We start from the raw sequence: 16133 nt of genomic DNA on the forward strand, positions 1-16133 counted from the left end.
TGTTTTTTTTGGGGGGGGGGTGGGGGGGGGGGGGGGGGGGGGGGGGGGGGGGGGGCCCCGGGGGGGGCCCGGGGGGGGGGGCCCCCCCCCGGGAGGGGATTCCGGGCGGGCCTCGGAGAGGGTCAGCCGACCTTCTGTGCGGTCCAGGACTGTGCGGCGCGGCCGTCCGCGCGCTGGAGGTCCAGCAGCCAGTTCCCGTAGTAGGGGCGGCTGCTCACGGTCAGCGCGAAGCCGCCGCTCGCGTCGGTGACGGTCACCGCGGCGCCCCGGGAGGTGAGCTTCCAGGCCTGCGCGGCGCCGCCGCACGGCTGCTGGGCGACCCACACCCCGGCGGCCGGAGCACTGCCCGGCTGCAGGCACTTGCCGGAGACCGCGGAACGGATGCGGACCAGTCCGCCCCCCGCGTCGTCGAAGTACCACTGCTGCTGGGCGTACCCGTTGGAGCGGGCCCCGACGAGCACGGTCCCGTCGGCGGCGCGTCCGCCCCAGACCTCGGCGTTCATGCCGGTGCTGCCGTTGCCGAGCAGGTAGCGGGCGCCGGGTGTCGTCGCGCCGCCGCCCGTGCCCTTCGTGCGGAAGGACGCGGCCCTGCCCGGTCCCGTGTCCCGGCCGGCGCTGTCGCGGACGGAGACGGCGACCGTGTACGCGGTGTCGGGCCGCAGGTTGTAGACGCGCAGCACGGGCGACTGGACCCAGCCCAGGTGCTTGCCGTTCAGCAGGACCTGGTACCAGGCGGCGCCTTCGACCTTGGGCCAGTTCACGACGGCGGAGTCCGATTGGATCTGCCCCACCGTCACGTCGGGGCCGCCCGTGGGGCTCTTGGTCGGCGTGGGCGTCGGCTTCTTGGTCGGCGTGGGACCCGGGTTCGGGCCGGGGTCCGTGCCGCCGCCGCCCTGGCTGCGCATCAGGAACTGGTTGTCGGCGATGTTCCAGTGCGTGGCGAGGTAGCTGCCGGCCTTGGGGCTCGTGTGGAAGTAGTCGTCGTGGTTGCAGTCCAGGATGTTCTCGGACGCCTGATTGGTGCAGACGTTGCGCATCTGCGGGTAGTAGGGCGTGTCCGAGTAGCACATGACGTCGAACTCGTCGGTGCAGTGTGCGCCACGGCTGGTGTTCGGAGCGCTGTTGTTGACCGCTCCCAGATTGTGGCCGAGCTCGTGCGCCGCGGTGTGACCGCCCCAGCAGCCGGAATCCGTGCGCCCGTACGAGGGGCCGAAGTTGCTGATGTTGGCCTGGCCGGGCCGCTCGTCGCCGTTGAAGGTGCCTATCCCGCAGTAGACCTGGGTGTCCGCGAAGATCATGTACTTGCGGTCCCGGCGATCGAGCCCCTTGCCGGCGAGGGCGGTGTTGGTCGAGCTGAACTCGGCCAGGGCGGAGTCGGGCAGCTCGATGTTGACCACGGTCGGGGTGCAGTCGGCGGCCGTGACGTAGCGGATGTGGCGGATCCCGCCGGTCTCCTGGGCGCTCGTCGCGTAGATGAGGTCGGCGTCGGCCGCCCATTTGCGGAACGAGGCGACGTACTCGGAGTAGCGGTCGCGGCCCGGTCCGTGGACGTACACGACCTGGACCCGGTTGCCCGTGCTGCCGTCGCCGTCGCACTGGACGGTCTGGCCTGCGGGACCGGCGGCGACGGCCCGACCCGCGGCCGAGGGCGCGGGCGCCGCGGACTTGTCGGCGGCGCGACCGGCGTCGGCGGCGGGCGCGTCCTCGGGACGTCCGCCGCCTTCCGAGCTCGCCGGGTCGTCGGCCTGCGGGCGGGCCGGATCGGCCGCCGGCGCCGCGGACTTGACCGCGGGCTGGATGTCCTTCGTGATGTCGACGCCCTTGGGCGGGGCGTCGGGCCCGTGGGTACAGAGCCCGGTGCTGGTCCGGTAGACGCCGGCGCACCGGTCGCCTCCCGGCGCGGGGTCGAGACCGTCGTAGACCATGCCTCGCGCGCTCTCGTTGGCGGGCGCGGCCGCGAGGGGCTTGGGCTCCTGGTCCCGGGCGGGCGCCGCGGCCGGGGCGGCGGCGGCCCCTTCGGCGGCCCGTACGGGCACGGCCTGGGCGCCGTCGCCCATGCCGGAGTAGGCGATGCCTACGGCGATCACCGCCGCCGTGCTCATGGCGGCGGTGAGGAGTATCAGCCTCCGGGGCTTGCGGCGATGCTCCCGCCGTCTACGTCGTCCTGTCATGCGCACCTCAACTGTGGATCGGATGAGTGGGTGCGCGGAAGCCTGCCAGACGAACGCGGCGGAGAATTCGGACAAAGAGGGGCCGCACCTCAAGAAATCATTCCGTTACCTGCTCGTCGAATTTGACGAACCATCACCACCCAATAAAACAAGGCCAGTTACGCGCGTCACGTCGCATTGGTCCAGGCCTTATAGGGGCAGTCGTTATCGAAATGAAATACGAAGCGGAGTGCTATTGACGAGAATTCAGTCAGGAATTCACCTAATTACTACCTGTCGAATTCCCTCCGTCACCGCCCGTGAGGAACGCCGGCCTCCGGTCGACGTCGACACCCGGACGGGGCCGGGGCGCCGGCCGCACTCGTGCAGGCGGCCGACGCCCCGGCCCGTCGGGAGGGCGACGGATCAGCTGTTGAGGGAGGCGTTGCCCGACAGGACCGGGATGTTGTCCAGGATGTGCGAGAGCGGCTCGTCGCCCTTGGCCTGGGTGGAGTTCTCGGTGCACTGCTGGTTCATCGGGTTCGACAGGACGGGGATGTCCTGGACGCCGACGTTGGCGATGATCGCGACCAGCGACTGGGCGTTGACCTTCACGGGCAGTCCGACACAGGGCTTGTTGGCGGAGCCCTGGACCAGGCTGAGCTGCGGGCTCTGGTTGCCGGCGGTCTTCTGGTTGCCGTAGACCTGGGAAGCACCGTTGCCGTTGACGGTGTTGATCCCGTCGTCGTTGCCGATCGCCATGGCCGGGGCGGCCACGGCGGCGCCCGCTCCGAGGATGGACGCGGTCGCGGCGGCGGTGGCCAGAATCTTGTTGAACATCACAGGTCCTTCTACGAGTGCACGGTCAATGACGTCTCGATCAACGACGGGACCGGCCGTAGGTGTCTGTGATCCGCCTGAACAGCCCACCGCCGGGCCCTCGTTCGATGCCGTACACGAGGAGCCGCGTCGGCCGTGCGATCGACGCTCAGCGGCCGCGACCGCGGATCAGCGCCGCGGCCCGGCGCAACTCGGCGAGGACCGTGCGCACAGCCCTGCGCGCGGTGCGCTCGGGCCGGTGCAGGACGTCGATGTCGCGCCGGGCGCGCACCCCGCTCAGGGGCCGCAGGACGACGGCGGGGTGCGGCCCGGCCGTCCAGCGGGGCATCAGCGCCAGGCCTCCCCCGGCGGCGACGACCTCGGCGACCACCGCGAACTCGTTGATGCGGTGGACGATGTCGAGTCGGCGGTTGGCCACGGCGGCGATGGCCTCGATGGTGGACATCAGGGGGAAGCCGTCGTGCACCGTGATCCACGGCTGGTCCGCCACGTCCCGCGGGGTGAGCCGCGCCTTGGCCGCCAGCGGATGACCGACCGGCAGGGCGACGTCGAGGGGCTCGCGCAGCAGCGTCGCCGAGGCCACCGTCCGCGGCCAGGGCGGGCCGTGGTCGAGCCGGTGGGCGAGAACGAGATCGTAGTCACGGGTGAGGGTGGGGAAACGGTCCTGGGGGACGTCCTCGTCGGCGAGTACGGGGCGCGGGCGCCCGGGACCGGCGAGGCCGCTGAGCAGCAGCGGGAAGAACGCGGACGCCGCGCTGTGGAAGGCGGCCACCGACACGTCGCCGTCGGGCTGTTCCGCGAAGTCGCTGATCGTGTTCCGGGCCCGGGCCAGGGCGGTCTCGACCTCGACGGCCGCCCCGGCCAGGGCCTGGCCCGCTTCGGTCAGCACCACCCGGCGTCCGGCGCGTTCGGTGAGCGGGACGGGAATCGAACGCTGCAGCAGTCGCAGTTGCTGCGAGATCGCGGACGGCGTCACGTGCAGTGCCTCGGCGACGGCGCTGACGCTGCCCAGGTCTCCGAGTTCGCGCAGGATGCGCAGCTGCCGTTCGTCCACGCCCACATTGTAGTGGCGCTACACCGTAGGTTAAGAGATTGGTCGTGGCCTTCAACGTGCTGGTGGGGCAGCGTGGCGGCATGCATGTCGCCCGCCGCACCGATGCGGTACTTTTCCTCGTCGCGCTGGTCTGGGGTTCCAGCTACCTCGCGGCCAAGACGGCCACCGTCGCCCTCCCGGTGCCGGCGGTCCTGTTCGCCCGGTACGCGCTGTCCGCTCTCGCGTGCGCGGCCCTGGTGGCCGTACGCTGCCGCACCCGCGGCCGCGCCCGCTGGACCCGTGCCGAGGTACGCGTCGGGTCGCTGCTGGGAGTCACCCAGGCGGCCGTGCTCGTGCTGGAGACGTACGGGGTGGCGCACACCAGCGCCGCGAACGCCGGTTTGATCATCAGCCTGACCATCGTGTTGACGCCCCTGCTGACCCCGCTGCTGGACCGGGCGGGCGGCCGCCGACTGCCGGGGACCTTCTTCCTCGCCGCCGGTGTCTGCGTCGTGGCCGTCGGGCTGCTCACCTCCAGCACCGGGCTGCACGCGCTGCGCACCGGGGACGCGTTGATGCTCGCCGCGGCGCTCGTCCGGGCCGGGCACGTCGTTCTCGTCGGCCGGCTCACCGCGCGCCGTGCCGTGGACCCGCTGCACCTCACGACCGTGCAGACGGTCGTCGGCTCGGCCCTGTTCCTGCCGCTCGCCGCCGTCCACCTGCCCGACCTCGTCCACAGCGGCGTCACCACCTGGGCCCAGCTGGCCTATCTCGCCCTGTTCTGCAGCGTGTTCGCCTTCCTCGCGCAGACGTGGGCCGTACAACGCACCTCCGCCAGTCGGGCCAGCCTGCTGCTCGGCACCGAACCGATCTGGGCCGTCGCCATGGGCATCGGCCTCGGCGGGGAACGGCTCACCCCGTGGGCCGCTCTCGGCGCCCTGCTGATGGTCGCCGGCACCTACTGGGGCCAGAACATCGAACGCGCCCACCGGACCGACCCGACCCCGCCCACCGGCACGGCAGGAGCACGCACCGGCGGGGAGGACGACGCGCCCGTCAGCGCCGCCGCCACCGCCACCGCCACCGACACCTGACATGGCCGAGATGCCCGGGGCCTGGGGAGGCTCCGGGCATCTCCTTCACGTCATGTCACGGCACCTCACGGCGCGGCCGGTGGGCCGTTCGGCTGATCGGTGCGTGTCAGAAGGTGAGCTTGAAGTCGGTGATCGTGCCGACGTCGGCGGCTCCCTTGTCCTGGACCTTCAGCTTCCAGGTCCCGTTGGCCGCCACGGCCGAGGCGTTGACCGTGAAGGTCTTGTCCAGGTTCGCCGTGGAGTCGGACGAGGAGTTCTGCAGGCGGAACGACGTCCCGTTGGGGGCCACGAGGTCGATCTGGAGGTCGCCGATGTAGGTGTGCGTGACCTTCACGCCGACCTTGAGGGCGCTCGGCGCGTTGCCGGTGACCCCGCTGACGGAGACCGACGAGGTGACCGCCGGGCCGGGCGAGTCCGGGATGGCCACCCGGGTCGTGCTCTCGAAGACCTTCCCCGGGGTGGTGGTGCCACCCGAACGCGCGCCCACGTTGACGGCAGCCCAGGCGTCGGTCACGTTCTTGACCTCGGTGCTGGCGGCGCCGTACAGCTCGGTCGCCGCGGCGATCGTCCCGGCGCGGGCACCCGCGTAGTCCGTGCTGGAGTTGAACTTGCTGGTGAGGGCCTTGTACCAGATGAGCTGCGCCTTGTCCCGGCCGATGCCGGTGACGGGCAGGCCGTCGGAGGTCGGCGAGTTGTAGCTGACCCCGTTGACCGTCTTGGCGCCGGAGCCCTCGGAGGCCAGGTAGAACCAGTGGTTGGCCGGGCCCGAGGAGTAGTGGACGTCGAGGTTGCCGACGCCGGAGTACCACGCGTCCGCGGAACCGCCGTCCTTGCTCGGCTTGTCCATGTAGCGCAGCGGAGTGCCGTCGCCGTTGATGTTGATCTGCTCGCCGATGAGGTAGTTGCCCGGCGCGCTGGGGTTGTTCGCGTAGAACTCCACGGACGTGCCCATGATGTCGGAGGTCGCCTCGTTCAGGCCGCCCGATTCGGCGCTGTACTCCAGACCCGCGGTGGCGGCGGTGACGCCGTGCGTCATCTCGTGGCCGGCGACGTCCAGCGAGGTCAGCGGGTCGTTGTTGCCCGTTCCGTCGCCGTAGGTCATGCAGAAGCAGTCGTCGTCCCAGAACGCGTTGACGTAGGCGTTCCCGTAGTGGACGCGGGAGTAGGCGGCGACGCCGTCGCCGCGGATCCCGGAGCGCCCGAGGACGTTCTTGTAGAAGTCCCAGGTGACCCCGGCGCCGTAGGCGGCGTCCGCGCCCGCGGTGGCGGCGTTGGAGTTGGCCCCGTTGCCCCAGGTGTCGCTGGACTGGCTGAAGAGCGTGCCCGTGCCCGACGTGCCGCGGTTGAGGTTGTACGTCTTGTGGCCGCCGCGGCCGGCGTCGGTCAGCGTGTAGTTCGCACCGGACGCGGAGGTGCCGAGGGTGACCTGGCCGCTGTAGTGGGTGTTGCCGACACCGGTCTCGATGCCCTGCCACTGGTGGAGCTTCGCGCCCGTCCTGGCGTCGGTGATGACGTGGAGCTTGTTGGGGGTCCCGTCGTCCTGGAGGCCGCCGATGACGGTCTCGTAGGCCAGCGTCGCCGCGCCGTTCGCCATCCACACGACCTTGCGGGGAGCGGCGTCGGCCTTGTCGGCCTTGGAACCGATCGACTTCGCGGCGTCGAGGGCCTTCGCGGAGGCCGCCGCCGGCGCGTCGGCCGGGGCGGAGGTGGAGACGCCCTGCAGCTGGGCGGCGGACGCCTTGCTCACGCTCTGCGTGCGGTCCGCGGTGGTGCGGCTGATGACCAGGTCGCCGCCGAGGACGGGGAGACCCTCGTACGTACGCTCGTACCGGGTGTGGGTGGTGCCGTCCTGGTCCTTGACCACGTCACGGACCAGGAGCTTCTCCTGCGCGCCGAGACCGAGTTCCTTGGCCGTGGCGGCCGTGGTGCCCTGCGCCTTGGCTATGAGCTCCGCGCGCTGGCTCGGGGTGAGCTGAGCGGGCAGTGCGCCCGGGTTGCGCACGGGTGCGCCACCGGGGACGTTCGTGTGCGCGGACGGTTCGGGCTGCGCGCTGGCGCTGCCGGCCTGGACGCCGACGGTCAACAGGGCGGCGGCTGCGAGCAGGGCGCCGGTGGCGGTGGCGTTCCGGCGGTGCGTGGACTTCACGCGGACTCCTTCGAAGTGTGGGGGGTGGAGCGAATCGGCGGCCGGGACGGGGCCCGCCCGCCGGGCAGAGCCGATGGTTTCCCGTGGTGCTGACGGTGCTGATGGGAGACCTGGCTCTGGTGGTGCTGTTGGGGATGGGGAGAGGTTGCCAGCGATCTTCATGATCGCCATGGACACGCCATGTATCGGCCGAAACATGTCCGGATTCCGATGGGTGGCGACCGGCGAGCGGACACGTCGGGGCGGCGCGAATCGGCGCCCATGGATCTCAACTGGCCCATGTCGGACAGGATTTGACCAGATCCTGACACTCGGCTCCGTCTTGCGCATTCAGGTAAAACGTTCGGCATCAAGCGTCAAACAGTCTTGATCTGCGCAGGACTTGACCGGTGTGATCGCGGGAGCCGTCGCGCCAGGTGCCGCCCCGGCGGAACAAACGATTTGACCCCCACGGGCGGTACGGAGATCGTCGGCCCATGACGGACAGCACCTGGCTCAACCGCGACCACCACTTCGCCCCCGGCAAGGAGCTCTTCCGCAGCGAGCGCAACTTCCACCTCTTGGCCTTCACGGCGAGCCACAGCCAACTCCTGATGCGCAGCTCCGGCCGACCCGATGATCCCGGCGAGCCCGAAACGACGATCGACCTGCTCTTCAAGCCCGTCTGCGCGGTGAAGATCAGCACCGGCTACCGCGGCTTGGCCGTCAGGTGCGCGACCGGGACCGAGACCGAGCGGGTGAAGGCCGAACACGCCGGCATGCGCTTCGGCAGGGAGGACCGCGTCTTCGTCCTGGAGAGCGAGGGCGATCGCGACTACGTGGCCGCCATGGCCGTCGGCTGGACCGAAGGAGTGCTCCAGCGCACGCAGCAGAGCTTCTTCAACACGTTCTACCCCGGAAGGCCGTTCGCCTGGCCCACCCAGCCGCTCGCCGGTGTCGATCCCGGCCTCGACATCGCCTCGGCCCGGGAACTCGTCGAGGCGCTCGCGGCGCGGGAGAACACCACGATCCGGCGCGAGCGCCACCGCCACATCTGCGTCCTCATGACACGGGAGACGCGCCCCGAGGGACCCGAGGTCACCGCGGCGGGGGCCTTCCTGACCCGGGCCGATGCCGAGGAGGCCCGGGCCGTGATCACCGCGAAGTCGGTCGACTGCTGGATCGAGGAGGTCCCGATCGCCGTATGACGGCGTGGACGCACCAGCCGACCGCGGCCCCGACCGCGTACCAGAGCAGGTCCGGGGCGTTGAAGGTGGAACCGAGGACGAGACGGGCCACGGCGCTGCGCCGCGCCAGCTCCGCCGGCAGCGGGCCGAGTTGGAGGAACTCGATCGCCCAACTCGCGGCCAGCGCGATCGCGGCGGCCCGCGGGGGCGTCGTACGCGGCGCGACCACGACGACGAGCGCGAGCAGCATGACCGTGTAGAGGGCGTCGCCGCCGTACTTGGCCACCTCCCCGCCCGCCACGGACCGGAGCCCCAGCCCCGCGCTCACCGTTGCCGCGGCAGCGGCGGCCGCCACGAGGCGGGTCCGTGCGGGGGCGGCGACCGTGCGGCTTCCGGGTACGAGGGGCACGGCGTCATCCTAGGCGGCGGCCCGACCCAGTGGTTAGGGTTACCTAACCCGCCCTGGTGGCGGGTGGTCCGTGGTCAGTGACGTACGAGGAGGGTGATCCGGATGGGGCGGGCGCAAGGGCGGGGTCAGGACGCGGGGCGGGGGCGGGCGGCGACCGGTCCCGGGCCCGGCGGCTCCGCGCACAGTCAGGGGGAGGCCGGTCTGGCGCCCACCAGGGACGGCCGCGGCCTCTTCTACCAGCGGCTCGCGGGCCCCGACGCCCCGGACGGGGCCGCGGCCGCGCTGCCGACCGTGGTCTTCGAGGGGGGTCTGGCGGCGGGACGCTCCTACTGGGCGCCCGTCCAGGTGGCCGTGTCGGCCTTCGCTCCCGCCGTCGTCTACGACCGCAGCGGACTCGGTCGCAGCGCCCCCGACCCCGGTCCGCGGCGCCTGGACCGCCTGGCGCGCGACCTGGGCGACCTGCTCGACCACCTCGGGCCCGGCCCGTTCCTCCTGGTCGGGCACAGCTGGGGCGGGCCCCTCGTCCGGCTGGCCGCGGCGGCCCGCCCGGGGCGGATCGCCGCCCTGGTGCTCGTGGACCCCGCCGACGAGTCCTGTGACCTGCTGCTCCGCCCCGAGATGCGGCGCCAGGAACGGATCGGCCAGGGCGTCAGCACCCTGCTGGCCCGGATCGGGCTGCTCGGCCCGGCCTACCGCTCGCTCACCGCCGCCCTGCCCGCCGACGCGGCCGCCGACATGCGGGCCGAGGGCTACACCGTCGCCGCGATGCGCACGCGGGGCCGTGAGCTGGAGGACACCCGGGGCGATCTCCAGGCCCTCCTCGACACCCCGCCGGACCTCGGGGAGATCCCCCTCCTCGTGGTCTCCGCGGGTCGCCCTTCGATCGGCATGCCGCCCCGCGTGCGCGAGCGGGCCACGGCCTCCCACGCCCACCGGGCCGGGCGGTCCGCGCACGGGCGTCACGTGATCCTGCCGGACGCCGACCACATGGTGCCGGCCACGGCCCCGGACGCCCTCGCCCGGGAAATCCGGACCCTCCTGGCGGGCTGAGAACACGGACGGCGGCGGCCCGATCGCGGTGCGCGATCGAACCACCGCCGTCGGTGGCAGGTCCCGTGGCGGGCCCGGCAGGCCTGGTGGAGGGTCGGATCAGCCGCACTTCAGCCCGGACTGGGCACTGGCCACGGCCGTGTCGAGCTTCTGCAGGTCGGGCGTGAGCTTGGTCAGGGCGTCGGCGCCGGTGGTGTCCCCGGGCAGGCCGTCGTACGTCTTCTTCACGGCGTCGGCCGCGGACTTCACCGCGTCCTTCTGAGCGGCGTTGAACTGCGCGGTGGATTCGGCGACGGTCTTCCAGTCGTCCTGAACGGCGTTGTGCGCGCTCTTGATCTGGTCCTTGGTCGCGGTCGCCGGGTCGAGCGTACGCAACTTCGCGTTGTCGGCCTTGAGTTCGGTCAGGCTGCTGCACAGTTTGTTCGTCGCGTCGTCGGTCGGCGCGGCGGCGAAGGCCGAGGCGGCCCCGCCGGTCACGAGAAGCGCTGCGGCGGCCGTGCTCACGGCAGTGGCGAGAAGTCGGTTCATCTGTGATGCACCCCTTCGGGGAAGAAGACACCCCCCGTCCAGCCCCCACTCGTACCAACCTCGCACAGGCCCCTCGACGCCGCATCCGCACACGGCACTCCCCCACCACCGCTGCTCCGCATAGAACCGCAGGTCAGCGCACTTCAATCGTGATGTAGGAGATGTTCTGCCGGTACGCGGCCGCGCACGAGGCCTTCGAGTTCTGGTACCACTGCGCCCACGGGCCGTAGAAGGTGTACCTCTCCCCGTTGACCCCGTCCAGGCAGGTGATCACCACGCGCTGCTGGCCGGGTCCGTAGTGGCAGGTCGAGCTGGCCGTGGCGTGGTCCAGCTTCGTCGACTGGCAGCCGTGCGGGGCGGCGCTCGCCGGAGTGGCGAGCGCGATGGGCACCGCGGCGACCGCCCCCGTGAGCAGGAGCGGCGCGGTGAGTGCGGCGAGCAGGGAAGTCGGTCGTGCGCGGTCGCGCATGGGAGTCCCTCCGATGGTTTCGTCGGTCGGTTCGGCTGTTCCGTCGGACGCTCACCAGGTCACGTGGAGCGTCCGGGGCGAGCGGTGGATGAGTGTCGGGAGCATGGGCGGAGGTGGCCGGTCCGGGTCCAGCCGCAGACCGGGAAGGGTCTGCGAGAACAGCTCCAGCGTCAGGTGGAGCTGGGCGCGTGCCAGGCGGGAGCCCGGGCAGTTGTGCGGTCCGTGGCCGAAGCCGAGGTGACGCCGGTCCGCGGGCCGTCGGATGTCGAAGCGGTCGGCCGCCGCGTGCCGCAGGTCGTCGCGGTTGGCGGACGCGTAGGCGACGAGCACCGCGGCGCCCGGGGGCAGTGGGGTCCCGCCCAGCGTCACCGACCGGGTCGTGATCCGGCGGAAGGCCTGGATGGGGGGATCGAAGCGGGCGCATTCCTCCACGGCGGAGGGGATCGACTCCGGATCGGAGCAGAGCGACCGCCACTGGTCCCGGTCGCCGAGCAGGTGCAGCAACGCCGTGGAGATCAGCGCGCTCGTCGTCAGGAATCCGGCGATCAGCAGGTTCTGCAGGTTGGCCACCAGTTCGTGACGCTGCTCCAGGGTCAACTCGCCCTCCCCCGGCGCCAGGGCCGCCACGAGGTCCGAGCACAGGTCCTCGCGTGGACGGGCCCGTCGGTCGCGGACGTAGCCGTCCAACAGGTGTTGGAGCGCCACCACGTCCCGCGCGGCGGCGGCCTGCTCCTGCGGCGTCAGCGGCCGGAAGAACAACTCCTCGGCGCGGTAGCCGCCGTGGACCGCGGCGAGGGCGTCCTCGGGCTCCAGCCCGATGAGGTGCCCGATGACCAGCCCGGGCAGCTTCCGGGCGTACGCCTGGACCAACTCGGCCGAGCCGTCGGCGGCGAAGGCGTCCACCAGCTCGCGCGCCCGCTCCCGCGCGTACGGCAGCAGCGCCGTGATCCGGGCGGAGGACAGGCCCCGGTTCAGCGGGGCCCGGAGGCGGTGGTGGGCGGTCCCGTCCGTGGAGACCACCGTCGGCCGCGGTCCGAACCCGCGCGGGAGGACGCCGAGCGCGGCCTCCGACAGCGGGACGTCCGGCAGGAGCGCGTTCGCGGAGGAGAAGTCCGCGTCGCGGCGCAGGACTTCGCGCACGTCCGCCTCTCGCGCGACCAGCCAGGCGTCGGCCTCCGGCAGCCAGGTCAGTCCTTCGGCCCGCCGGGCAAGGGCGTAACGGGGATAGGGGTCCTGGTAGAACGCGTCCCGCAGCGCCTGCTCGTGACCTGCTGACACACAGAGCCCCCGTCCCACGGTCGGCGCCCGGGAGCGGCCCCGCGCGCACCGGGCATCCTGCCGGACGCCGGGCCCGACCGGAAGGGCGCGTCGCGACGGCGGACCCGGCGCGCGCGAAGCACCACCGGCGCCACCGGACCTGCCATGGTGGGGCAATGGCCTTACGCATCCCGTACGCGGGCGGTCGGCTCGGTGAGGAGCTCGACGTCACGGTGTACCTCTTCCCCGGCGGGCCGGACCGGCCCGCGGACGACTCCGCACGCGCGCTCGGCTCCTGGCGGACCTGGCCGCCCCGGGAGATCGACGTGGACGGCACTCCCGAGGAGGTCAAGGCCTGGACCACGGCCGCCGCCCTGCTCGTGCGGCGGATCGCCGAGGCGGAACTGCTGCTGGGACGGGCGCAGCGCCGCATCCGGAGATGGGACTCCGTGGTGACGCGTCGACGCGCTCGGGCGGGGTACGACGCCTCCCGAGCGGACTTCCTGGCGCGGGTGCGGGCCGCCGCGGCCGTCTACCGACCGGTCCGGGACGTCATCGAGGCGCGCCTGGCCGCTCGGGAAGCCCGCGCGCGCGACGTCACGCGACGGGCGTACCAGGAGAAGGAGCGACGGTGGCAGGAGGTCGTGGCCCGGTTCAGGCGGTGGGAGGCCCGACAGGCCGTCGCCGACCGTCCCCTGGCCGGCGGTCCCACCCCCCGCGAGCTGGCGGCCCGGGGGGACGCTCCCGCGCGTTGGCCCGAGGAGGTCCGGGAGGCCGTGGGCGACCCCGCCGCGTGGTGGGCGGGCGTGCGCGCCTCGGTCCGCAACCGGCAGGCGGAGGCACTGGCCCTGCGGCGGGTCCTCGGGGCGATCGCCGAGGCGGCCGCGGCGCTGGAGGCCGCGGGCAGGCCCGGCATCGAGACCATCAGGGGCCGTCCCGGCGAGGTGCTCCACGGGTGGTGGATCCACTTCGACTGGTCGGACCTGCCCGACACCGGGCGGCTCAGGACCCCACCGGACGTGCCGCCGGGGTCCGTTGACGCGAACAGGTGGCTCTACCTGCTGCACCTGCCCGCCGACGCGATCTTCGTCGCGAGCCGATCCGCCGCGTACGCTTTCGCGACGGAGAGCCGGTCGAAGATCCCCACGGGGGGCTACGGCTATCGCTACAGCTGGTCCACGAGGGACCCCGAACGCTTCGCCGAGCAGCTGGTCCACCACGAGATCGTCGCCTTCGACGCCCCCGGGCACACCGGTCCCGTGGCCTTCCCGATGGCCGACCACGCGGACCCGGACGCCTACGTGCCGTACGTGGAGGCCGTGGCCGAGCGGGCGGCGGCCCGGTTCCGGGCGCTGATCCCCCCTCAGCCGTAGACAGGGGGCGGGTCCGTACACGCCGCGGCGCGCCGGGCGCCCCGTCCACGGTGGCGGCCCGGGGGCGCGCAGTTCGACAGGGCGGTGCGTGCCCTCGCGGTCGCGTCGCGCGATGATCGATGCCCAGGCCCCGGACCGGAGGGCGGGTCCGCCCGCCGCCCGCCGTCACGTACAGGAGTTCCCCACCATGCCCGACATCACCGTCCGCGCGCCCCGGCCCGGCGACTTCGCCCAGTGGCGCGCCCTCTACCGCGGTTACGCCGACTTCTACGCGGTGGAGCAGACGGAGGCCGCCGCCGCGACGGTGTGGGCGTGGGTGAACGATCCCGCGCACGAGGTCGGCGCCCTGGTGGCCGAGGACGCGGCGGGGCGGCTCGTCGGGCTCGCGCACTACCGTCCGTTCGCCCGGCCGCTCTCGGCCACCGTCGGCTGCTTCCTCGACGACCTGTTCGTCGCACCCGAGCACCGCGGTTCGGGAGCGGCAGACCTGCTGCTCGACGCCCTGCGCGCGACGGCCGCGGACCAGGGCTGGAGCGTGGTGCGCTGGATCACCGCCGACGACAACCACCGGGCCCGGTCCAAGTACGACCAAGTGGCCACCCGCACGATGTGGGTGACGTACGACATGGCCCCGACCGCCCCGGTGACTCCCGCGACTCCGGCGACTCCCGCGACCGACGCGGCCACGTCCGGCTGACCGCACCTCGGCGGGGAGGACCGGGGCGGACCGGGTATACGGGTGCCATGGACACAAAAGCCTGGCTCATCCTGGCCGCCGTGGTCGCCGCCGCCCTCGCCGTCGGCGCCGCCGTGTTGCTGGTGCGCGTCTTCGCGGCGCGGCGGCTGCTGCTCGACGCCGGGATCCCGCTGCGCGACAAGGCCCTGTTCTGGGTCGCCGTCGTGTACACGATCTCGCCCGTGGACCTGATCCCGGACCCCGTGTACCTGGACGACATCGGGGTGTTGCTGCTCGCCCTGCGCTCCCTGCACGCGGCGGCCGCGCGGATCCCCGACCGACCGCGCCCGCCGGTGGGCCCCGCCCCGGCCGCTCACCCCAAGAGCGGACCTTGACCACGCGAGCGTCGGGCTCCCGGACGAAGAACCGCCACACCCCGCGCGCCGCGCGCGCGTGACCATGGATCGACGGGGAATCCGGTGGGCATGGACACCAAGGAGACGCACGTCGCCCCGGATCACCGGTCCCGCACGGCCCGCACGGTCGGCCGGATCGCCGTCGCCCTCGTCGTGACGGCCGCCACGCTGGTCCTCGTGTTCCGCTTCCTCCCCGTGCCGGGCCTGGGAGACCTCTTCGGCACGCGCACCCACGACCGGACCGGCCCGGCCGTGCTCAAGTCCCTGCGCGACCTGAGCCGGTTCGAGGGCGCGGCGGGCGACTACCAGGTCGTGGTGGACCTGGAACACGACGCACCGTTCCTCCCCGACGGCATCCGCGGCACCCGCACCCTGTACGTGGGCGCCGGCTCCGTGTCGGCGTACGTCGAGATGGGCGGGCTCGGCCCACAGGCCGTCACGGTGGACGCGGACCGGACCACGGCCTCGCTGCGGCTGCCGCACGCCAGGCTGGGCACCGCGGCGCTGGACCCGGCGCGTTCGTACGCGGTCTCCAAGCAGCGCGGCCTGCTCGACCGGCTCGGCGACTTCTTCTCGGACAACCCTTCGGGCGAACAGGCGGTGCAGAAGGTCGCCGTGCAGCGCATCGGCGAGGCGGCCAAGGCGAGCGGGCTGGAACAGCGCGCCGAACACAACACGGCCGCGATGCTCGAAGGGATGCTGCGCTCCCTGGGCTTCACCACGGTCACGGTCACCTTCGCCTGACGCGAGCGGGGGCGGCCCGCGACGTCGATCGGCACAGGAGGAGCACGGATCGCGGGGCGTGGGGAAGGAACGCCCTCTTTCGGCGACGCGGAGTGGCCGTTGGGTGAGTTCGCCCGACCGCCCTGCCCGTGGAGGATCGGAGCACCACCCTTCTCCACGGAGTCACACATGTCCCACGACCTCGCGCACACCCCGAGCGGACCCGCGTCCCCCGTATTCGGCACTCCCTGTACGGCGGTCATCGCGCTGGGCGCGAACGCGGGCCACCGGCTGGCGAGTCTGCAGGCCGCCGTGGACGCCCTCGGGGACACCCCGGGGCTGGAGGTGACGGCCCTCTCGCCCGTCTGCGAGTCCGCGCCGTCGACGCCGACGACGCCGGGTGCGCCCGCCCCGTACTTGCACGCGATCGTCGTCGTACGGACCGCGCTGGTCCCCGCCGCGCTGGTGGAACGCGGCCGGGCGGTCGAGGAGGCCTTCCGGCACGACGGCGTCGGCGCCCGGCCGGGGCAGCGGGAGATCGACGTCGACCTCGTCTCCTACGACGGCCGGGTCCGCGCCGAACCCGGCCCGCCGCTGCCCCACCCGGCCGCGCACCGCAGCCCGCGGGTGCTCGTGCCCTGGTTCTGCATGGACCCGGCGGCGCTGCTGCCCGGCCACGGGCCGGTCGGGGAACTGCTCGCGGCGCGGGGCTCGGCGGGCGTCGTACCGCGCCGCGACCTCTTCCTGAGCCTGCCGGACTGACCGGACCCGCGGCGCCGTTCGCCACCGCCACCCGGCGGGGC

The 16133-nt window shown here is 72.8% G+C and carries 16 protein-coding genes; 8 read left to right on the plus strand and 8 right to left on the minus strand.

What is annotated here, in order from left to right; all coding sequences use genetic code 11:
• Positions 1-122 precede the first annotated feature (122 nt).
• The 3 genes from ACFWAR_RS34355 to ACFWAR_RS34365 form a co-directional block, all read right to left on the minus strand.
• Positions 123-2102 carry an RICIN domain-containing protein gene (locus ACFWAR_RS34355; RefSeq protein ID WP_385785984.1) on the minus strand — a complete coding sequence of 660 codons (1980 nt, stop codon included), beginning with the start codon at positions 2100-2102 and terminating at the stop codon, positions 123-125.
• Positions 2103-2576: 474 nt separating this feature from the next.
• Positions 2577-2990, minus strand: a complete 414-nt coding sequence (locus ACFWAR_RS34360; RefSeq protein ID WP_385785987.1) for a rodlin — start codon at positions 2988-2990, stop codon at positions 2577-2579.
• 148 nt (positions 2991-3138) lie between these two features.
• Positions 3139-4044, minus strand: a complete 906-nt coding sequence (locus tag ACFWAR_RS34365) for a LysR family transcriptional regulator (RefSeq protein WP_385785988.1) — start codon at positions 4042-4044, stop codon at positions 3139-3141.
• Positions 4045-4124: 80 nt separating this feature from the next.
• Between ACFWAR_RS34365 and ACFWAR_RS34370 the strand changes: the two genes are divergently transcribed.
• Positions 4125-5117 carry a DMT family transporter gene (locus tag ACFWAR_RS34370; protein ID WP_385786057.1) on the plus strand — a complete coding sequence of 331 codons (993 nt, stop codon included), beginning with the start codon at positions 4125-4127 and terminating at the stop codon, positions 5115-5117.
• A 106-nt stretch (positions 5118-5223) separates the two neighbouring features.
• On the opposite strand, the gene ACFWAR_RS34375 is transcribed toward ACFWAR_RS34370, so the two are convergent.
• A complete protein-coding gene (locus tag ACFWAR_RS34375; protein ID WP_385785991.1) occupies positions 5224-7263 on the minus strand; it encodes a M4 family metallopeptidase in 2040 nt (679 codons plus the stop codon).
• Positions 7264-7739: 476 nt separating this feature from the next.
• On the opposite strand from ACFWAR_RS34375, the gene ACFWAR_RS34380 reads away from it, so the two are divergent.
• Positions 7740-8450 (plus strand): hypothetical protein, encoded by a 711-nt coding sequence (locus tag ACFWAR_RS34380; protein WP_385785994.1) that lies wholly within the window; start codon positions 7740-7742, stop codon positions 8448-8450.
• Here ACFWAR_RS34380 and ACFWAR_RS34385 read toward each other — a convergent pair.
• A complete protein-coding gene (locus ACFWAR_RS34385) occupies positions 8398-8838 on the minus strand; it encodes a DUF2809 domain-containing protein (RefSeq protein ID WP_385785997.1) in 441 nt (146 codons plus the stop codon). The two genes, ACFWAR_RS34380 and ACFWAR_RS34385, sit on opposite strands and share 53 nt — an antisense overlap.
• A 102-nt stretch (positions 8839-8940) precedes the next feature.
• Here ACFWAR_RS34385 and ACFWAR_RS34390 point away from each other — a divergent pair, with 102 nt between their 5' ends.
• On the plus strand, positions 8941-9888 hold the full coding sequence (locus tag ACFWAR_RS34390) for an alpha/beta fold hydrolase (RefSeq protein ID WP_385785999.1): 948 nt from the start codon (positions 8941-8943) through the stop codon (positions 9886-9888).
• 99 nt (positions 9889-9987) lie between these two features.
• Here ACFWAR_RS34390 and ACFWAR_RS34395 read toward each other — a convergent pair whose 3' ends face one another.
• The 3 genes from ACFWAR_RS34395 to ACFWAR_RS34405 all read right to left on the minus strand — a co-directional run bounded on the left by ACFWAR_RS34395 (position 9988) and on the right by ACFWAR_RS34405 (position 12163).
• Positions 9988-10416, minus strand: coding sequence for a hypothetical protein (locus tag ACFWAR_RS34395; protein WP_385786002.1), 429 nt, complete (start codon positions 10414-10416; stop codon positions 9988-9990).
• Between the two features lie 133 nt (positions 10417-10549).
• Entirely contained in the window at positions 10550-10885 is a 336-nt protein-coding gene (locus tag ACFWAR_RS34400) for a hypothetical protein (RefSeq protein ID WP_385786005.1), read from the minus strand.
• Between the two features lie 51 nt (positions 10886-10936).
• Positions 10937-12163 (minus strand): cytochrome P450, encoded by a 1227-nt coding sequence (locus ACFWAR_RS34405; protein WP_385786008.1) that lies wholly within the window; start codon positions 12161-12163, stop codon positions 10937-10939.
• Positions 12164-12318: 155 nt separating this feature from the next.
• Between ACFWAR_RS34405 and ACFWAR_RS34410 the strand changes: the two genes are divergently transcribed.
• From ACFWAR_RS34410 to folK, 5 genes are all read left to right on the plus strand, one after another.
• On the plus strand, positions 12319-13515 hold the full coding sequence (locus ACFWAR_RS34410) for a hypothetical protein (protein WP_385786011.1): 1197 nt from the start codon (positions 12319-12321) through the stop codon (positions 13513-13515).
• A gap of 187 nt (positions 13516-13702) precedes the next feature.
• Positions 13703-14212, plus strand: coding sequence for a GNAT family N-acetyltransferase (locus ACFWAR_RS34415; protein WP_385786014.1), 510 nt, complete (start codon positions 13703-13705; stop codon positions 14210-14212).
• A 47-nt stretch (positions 14213-14259) separates the two neighbouring features.
• Positions 14260-14586 carry a YkvA family protein gene (locus ACFWAR_RS34420; RefSeq protein ID WP_385786017.1) on the plus strand — a complete coding sequence of 109 codons (327 nt, stop codon included), beginning with the start codon at positions 14260-14262 and terminating at the stop codon, positions 14584-14586.
• Positions 14587-14676: 90 nt separating this feature from the next.
• Positions 14677-15351, plus strand: coding sequence for a DUF4230 domain-containing protein (locus tag ACFWAR_RS34425; RefSeq protein ID WP_385786020.1), 675 nt, complete (start codon positions 14677-14679; stop codon positions 15349-15351).
• Between the two features lie 168 nt (positions 15352-15519).
• Entirely contained in the window at positions 15520-16092 is a 573-nt protein-coding gene (folK, locus tag ACFWAR_RS34430; RefSeq protein WP_385786023.1) for a 2-amino-4-hydroxy-6-hydroxymethyldihydropteridine diphosphokinase, read from the plus strand.
• Positions 16093-16133 lie beyond the last annotated feature (41 nt).

It is taken from the genome of Streptomyces sp. NPDC059917 (assembly GCF_042730635.1).
In the GTDB taxonomy this organism is placed as follows: domain Bacteria; phylum Actinomycetota; class Actinomycetes; order Streptomycetales; family Streptomycetaceae; genus Streptomyces.